At 43.5% G+C, this 4,968-nt stretch carries 4 protein-coding genes; 1 reads left to right on the top strand and 3 read right to left on the bottom strand.

Annotated elements, in window-relative coordinates; translation table 11 throughout:
• Nucleotides 1-50 precede the first annotated feature (50 nt).
• Nucleotides 51-2,246 (top strand): S46 family peptidase, encoded by a 2,196-nt coding sequence (locus DDR33_RS09980; RefSeq protein WP_109415635.1) that lies wholly within the window; start codon nt 51-53, stop codon nt 2,244-2,246.
• Between the two features lie 74 nt (nt 2,247-2,320).
• Here DDR33_RS09980 and DDR33_RS09985 read toward each other — a convergent pair whose 3' ends face one another.
• From DDR33_RS09985 to DDR33_RS09995, 3 genes are all read right to left on the bottom strand, one after another.
• Entirely contained in the window at nt 2,321-3,151 is an 831-nt protein-coding gene (locus tag DDR33_RS09985) for a CvfB family protein (protein WP_109415771.1), read from the bottom strand.
• 112 nt (nt 3,152-3,263) lie between these two features.
• Nucleotides 3,264-3,743, bottom strand: a complete 480-nt coding sequence (locus DDR33_RS09990; RefSeq protein ID WP_109415636.1) for a YdeI/OmpD-associated family protein — start codon at nt 3,741-3,743, stop codon at nt 3,264-3,266.
• 29 nt (nt 3,744-3,772) lie between these two features.
• Nucleotides 3,773-4,948 (bottom strand): AIR synthase related protein, encoded by a 1,176-nt coding sequence (locus DDR33_RS09995; protein WP_109415637.1) that lies wholly within the window; start codon nt 4,946-4,948, stop codon nt 3,773-3,775.
• Nucleotides 4,949-4,968: the final 20 nt, after the last annotated feature.

Consider the following 4,968-nt stretch of genomic DNA (forward strand, 5'->3'; position numbering starts at 1 on the left):
CATAAATTCCTGAACATTCTGTAATTTCGCTCCCCGATAACAAATTTATAATGAGAAAGAATAATGTGTTAATGGCATTCTTTCTGAGTTTAGTTATACTGTTCAGTTCAGTAGCTAAAGCAGACGAAGGAATGTGGATCCCGATGCTGATCGGGAAAAACTATGATCAGATGAAGAAACAGGGCTTTAAACTGACGCCCGAAGATCTTTACAGTATTAACAAAGCCAGCCTGAAAGATGCTATTGTATCGTTCGGAGGATTTTGTACAGGGGAGATCGTTTCAAAGAACGGATTAATTTTCACGAATCACCATTGCGGGTATGATGCTATTGCATCGCATTCAACTCCGCAGGATAATATCCTCGACAATGGATTTTGGGCTAAATCCTATGTTGAGGAAAAAGTGGTTCCAGGTCTCTTTGTAAATTTCCTGGTACGTATGGAGGATGTTACCGCTAAGATCAATGCTGCAACAGCGGGGCTTCCTGATGCTCAGAAGGCAGCAAAGATTGAAGAGACAGGTAAGCAGATCGCTGCCGATGCGGTTAAGGGAACAGGTTATGAAGGGTTTGTCCGTGACTTCTACAAGGGAAACCAGTACTTTCTTTACGTTTTCCAGAAGTTTACAGATATACGCCTGGTTGGTACCCCTCCACAGTCAATAGGTAAATATGGTGGCGATACCGATAACTGGGTATGGCCGCGTCATACAGGTGATTTTTCTGTCTTCCGGGTATATGCGTCAAAAGATAATAAGCCGGCTGACTATTCCGCTGAGAATAAACCCTATACTCCGAAGAAATACCTTCCTGTGTCAATCAAAGGCTTGAAAAATGGTGACTTTTCTATGGTCTATGGTTTTCCCGGAAGAACGGACCGTTTTCTTACCTCTTATGGGGTGAAACTCGCGACAGATAAAACGTCTCCCACCATTGTGAAACTGCGTGACATACGCTTGAAAGCCTGGAAGGAAGAGATGGATAAAGATGTTGCCACCCGCTTAAAGTTTTCCTCTAAATATGCCAATATCGCAAATTACTGGAAGTATTATATAGGGCAGACAGAACAGCTGAAACGGCTGAAAATCTATGAGCAGAAACAAAAACAGGAAGCTGAATTTACAAAGTGGGCCGCATCGAATCCTCAGTATGCCCAGCTGACAGATCAATACAGAGCAGCTTATGCGGCATATGAGCCATTCGCAATAGAGCGTACTTATATCAATGAAGGATTTCTCGCTACCTCTTGGGTAAAACAGCTTGTTGCTTTGGCTTCGGCCGCAAAGAGAGATGAGAATACATTTAATGAGGCAAAGAAAATTCTGGTTTCTTCGCTTCCTGAGTATGAGGAAACGTATAATGAAACAGCAGATAAGAAGATCTTCGCAAAGATCAACGCTTCCTTCTACAATGATATTCCGAAGAACCAGCACCCTAAGTTCTTTACTGTTATCGCGCAGGATAACTGGCAGGGGAATCCGGAAGAAACATTCAGCAAGTATGGTAATTCCTTATGGGAGAACTCGAATCTGATTAAGCCGGAAAAGCTGAAGTCTTTTATGAGCGGTAATCCGTCTTTAAAAGACATTGAGAAAGATCCGGCATATCAATATGCTGTTAACCTTATTCCCGTTGATTTTATCAGAACCAATATGGGGTCGGTGATCAGTGATTTTGAGACAGCGAAAGCCAATCTTGACAAACTTTACTTAAAGGCTCTTTTGGAGAAAAACAAAGGGAAACTTATGTATCCGGATGCGAACTCAACTATGAGGATCACCTACGGAAATGTTCAGAACTATACTCCTAAGGATGGTATTACATATAACATTACCACTACTATAGATGGGGTAATGCAGAAATATGTTCCCGGCGACTCTGAATTTGATCTTCCCCAAAATTTGATCGATGCTTATAACGCCCGCAACTTCGGACAGTATGGAGAAAAGGGTACACTGGTGGTCAATTTCATCAGCAATAATGATATTACAGGTGGCAACTCCGGTTCTCCTGTGATCAACGGGAACGGAGAGCTGATTGGCTTGGCTTTTGATGGTAACTGGGAAGCCATGTCGGGTGATATCGCTTTTGATAAACAATACAAGAGAACGATCTGCGTAGACACGCGTTATGTGTTATGGTGTATCGATGTATTGGGTGGTGCTAAGAATATCATAGCTGAGCTTGACATCCGCAAAGACAGTGCTACTGTTCCGGCGAAGAAAAAAGTAGTAAGTTATAAGTAGTAAGAACAACGCTAATGATTATATCAAGAAAGGCCTGCGGAATTTAAACCGCAGGCCTTTCTTTTGTTAGTCTTTTATCTGACCAGCCTTATTTCATGATCGGAGATCACGATTTTTCTCTCTTTATATAGTGCGCCTGCTGCTTTCTTAAATGCACTTTTACTTACCTGGAAGCGCGTATAGATGTCTTCAGGTGAACTTTTATCGCCGAGAGGAATCACTCCTTTGCTTTGTTCCAGATCTTCCAGAAGAGTGACTTTGAAGTCAAGAATGTGTCCATAACCGAGGGGTTGCAGACTAAGGTCTATCTTTCCGTCAGGGCGGAATCTTTTGATCCATCCCTTTCTTACATCACCCGGATGAACATAGGAAAAAAGCTCATTCTGATAAAGAAGACCGATATATTTATTATTGATAATAGCATTATATCCAAGGTCAGTAGGATCGGCTATCAACAGGCTTACTTCGTCCTTCTCTTCGAGATCGATGTCATCTTCTTCTGCAAAGGATGATAGGTGTGAACTTGCCAGCATCCGGTTATTACTCTCATCGAGAAAGATATAAACCACATAGCTGTCTCCTTTATGCATTTTCTTCTTTTGCTGGCGGTTGGGTACAAAAACATCCTTGCCGATTCCCAGGTCCATAAACACGCCGTCCCTGTTTTCATCTACTACCTTCAACCAGGCAAAATCGCCAACACAGGCATAAGGCTTTTCGGTTGTTGCTGTCATAATGCCTTCTTTGTTCAGGTAAACGAAAACGAAGAGGGCATCTCCCGTTTCTGCATCCCTGGGGGCCAGAGGAAGAGGAAGCAATACTGTGTCGTACCCATCCGAAAGGATCAAGCCTTCTTCTTTTTTGCCCGTTATCCGGAGCTCGTTGTATTTTCCGATTTCTATCATTGTGTTTCCCGACCGGTGGTTGAATCTGTTATGCTGCAAAGTTAACAATAGCAGCGAAATTCGGCTTCCCCAAAGAAAAGTACCTTATTTGCGGTTATAAATGTGCAGCGATTCAGGGGTTCTGATTTTTCTGAGAATGCAGGCTTTGCGTTTTGATCTTTTCAAGGATTTGAAAAGAGCGTTTGATCCTTGTGTCTACACTTTTCGCGCTCCGGATATAATAGAGCAGGCTTCTTTTTAATCTAGGCAGCAAGGCATCAAAAAGCTGACTTCCCCACTCATCCTGGTTTAATACTTCGAGAAATTCCTCTGGAAGCTCCAGTCCGTCATTTAGGTCTGGACGAATAGAAACACTAAACGTCTCATTATTCTTTAGCCTGTGTTTGCTGATCAATTGCTTGCTCGCCATGATAACATATTCTCCATCCCGCGGATTTAAGGCGCAGGGGAACTCCTCTTTTCCTTCAATGGAGCAGAGGACCCGTATGGCCCCTTTATTTATTCTAAATCCAGCAGCTACCTCTTCCGGTACTTTGATCACATGATGGATCATGGGGCCTTCAATTGGTGAGAGACTGGCGGTAAATCTCATAGTCAGATCTGGTTACTCACAACCTGGATTTAATACTCAAATTCTCCGAACTCAGACCGTATAGTAACCTTTTTCGCTTCTGCATTTTCTACATGTCCGACAATCCGGGCGTCAATATTAAAACTCTGCGATATAGCTATGATATCGTCAGCAATTTCTCTGGGTACATATAGTTCCATCCGGTGTCCCATGTTAAATACTTTATACATCTCCTGCCAGGAGGTCTGAGACTCTTCCTGAATCAGTTTGAACAGGGGAGGTACCGGAAACAGATTATCCTTAATGACGTGAAGGTTGTCAATAAAATGAAGCACTTTTGTCTGAGCGCCGCCACTGCAATGGACCATCCCGTGGATCCGACTTCTGAATCTGTCGAGAACCTGCTTTATAACAGGTGCATAGGTACGGGTAGGAGAGAGTACGAGTTTGCCGGCTGTAGCAGTTTCGTCTGCGCCGGTTTCAATGTTATCTGTAACTTGTTTGCTTCCGGCAAATATGAGCTCATAAGGAACTGCCGGATCATAGCTTTCGGGATACTTTTCGGCTATATATTTATGAAAAACATCATGTCGCGCAGATGTAAGTCCGTTGGATCCCATCCCTCCATTATATTCTTTTTCATAAGTAGCCTGGCCGAATGAAGCAAGCCCCACTATAACGTCTCCGGCCTGTATTCTGTCGTTCGAAAGGACATCCTCTCTTTTCATCCTGCAGGTCACGGTAGAATCAACAATGATCGTTCTTACCAGGTCTCCCACATCCGCCGTTTCCCCGCCGGTGGAATAAATGCCTACTCCCAGTTCTCTTAGTTCAGCCAGTATTTCCTCGGTGCCGTTAATGACAGCGGCAATGACTTCTCCGGGGATAACATTTTTATTCCTGCCGATAGTCGAAGACAGCAATATCTGATCTGTAGCCCCAACACAAAGCAAATCATCCAGGTTCATGATAACCGCGTCCTGGGCAATGCCTTTCCATACCGACAGATCACCGGTCTCTTTCCAGTAAACATAGGCCAGAGAAGATTTCGTTCCGGCTCCATCGGCATGCATGATATTGCACCACTCTTCGTCTCCGCCCAGTATATCAGGAATAATCTTGCAAAAAGCCTTTGGAAATATCCCTTTGTCGATATTTTTGATAGCATTGTGGACGTCTTCCTTGCCTGCTGAAACGCCTCTTTGGTTGTATTTGAGATCTGACATTTGAGGACAAAGGTAGTAAA

Source organism: Pararcticibacter amylolyticus (genome assembly GCF_003130405.1).
Taxonomy (GTDB): Bacteria; Bacteroidota; Bacteroidia; order Sphingobacteriales; family Sphingobacteriaceae; genus Arcticibacter; species Arcticibacter amylolyticus.

What these genes read in the sequence shown, in the direction of transcription:
- DDR33_RS09995 (WP_109415637.1), bottom strand. Translation starts at nt 4,948, where the DNA reads ATGTCAGATCTCAAATACAACCAAAGAGGCGTTTCAGCAGGCAAGGAA.
- DDR33_RS09980 (WP_109415635.1), top strand. Translation starts at nt 51, where the DNA reads ATGAGAAAGAATAATGTGTTAATGGCATTCTTTCTGAGTTTAGTTATA.
- DDR33_RS09990 (WP_109415636.1), bottom strand. Translation starts at nt 3,743, where the DNA reads ATGAGATTTACCGCCAGTCTCTCACCAATTGAAGGCCCCATGATCCAT.
- DDR33_RS09985 (WP_109415771.1), bottom strand. Translation starts at nt 3,151, where the DNA reads ATGATAGAAATCGGAAAATACAACGAGCTCCGGATAACGGGCAAAAAA.